General features: G+C 38.1%; 2 protein-coding genes. Both read right to left on the bottom strand.

The features are described 5' to 3' along the window. Window positions 1-10 precede the first annotated feature (10 nt). On the bottom strand, window positions 11-448 hold the full coding sequence (locus NZM05_12590; GenBank protein ID MCS7014452.1) for a hypothetical protein: 438 nt from the start codon (window positions 446-448) through the stop codon (window positions 11-13). Window positions 449-466: 18 nt separating this feature from the next. After that, the coding region (locus NZM05_12585; protein MCS7014451.1) for a hypothetical protein at window positions 467-855 on the bottom strand (389 nt) is incomplete at its 5' end.

Here is an 855-nt window from a genome sequence, read left to right as displayed (position 1 = left end):
TGATTAGTTCTTAACGGGATGAAGCAGATTTTAAAAAGATAAACGAATTATTCACTCTAAAGTCTGTTACATCTCCACCGTCTGAACGAATCAACAACCAATCTTCTGATACTTTAAACCGCACATAAGGGTAATCTGCAGTGAGGTTTTCATACGTATCCTTGACCAGTCGCATCCACTTGGTCGGCACAGAATCTAGATCATTGAAGTTGACATTTTTCCAAGCAAATCCAAGATAGACATATTTGTCGTCATCAGTTTTAGTTACCCATATCCCGATTTTATCTCGATATGTTTCAATGAACCTGCGGCTAGGCACATCAAATTCCCCTACTTGAAAACAAGGATACGCTCGGTGAATTTCTCCATTGACAGATATTAGAATCGAGCCATCTCCGCTAGAATCATAAGTTTGGGATAGTGGTGCAAACTGAGCAAAGTAAAGCATACAGGCGATAAAACGAGTTTATACAGATAGTTTAACGTTCATGGTATAGGGCACACCGAAGTTATGGGTTACCTCTACGCATCGCCAGCGCCACTTAAATATTTTTCCTGACATTTCTGGTGAAAATGATACATTTTGATAAAAAAAGTCAGGTAAAAAGTTAATTAGATCATAACATCCTCCTGGTTGGAAAAATGGAACACCAAATGTGGTAAAAGTCACTGACCACTGTATTGCATTCATCTCAATCGGCGGCAATGATGCATCTCGTTCTTTAAACTGAATGAGTTGAAAATTGTTGTTAATAATTTTTTCATATACATCAGGAAACTTTTTCGCAAATTCTTGAATACGTTCACTCGTCATCCCTCTGAAAAACACCTGTAACAGCAGTTGAACTTCTGGTG

Source organism: Chloroherpetonaceae bacterium (assembly GCA_025056565.1).
Classification (GTDB): Bacteria; Bacteroidota; Chlorobiia; order Chlorobiales; family Thermochlorobacteraceae; genus Thermochlorobacter.
This window is presented reverse-complemented; position numbering and strand designations above follow the sequence as displayed.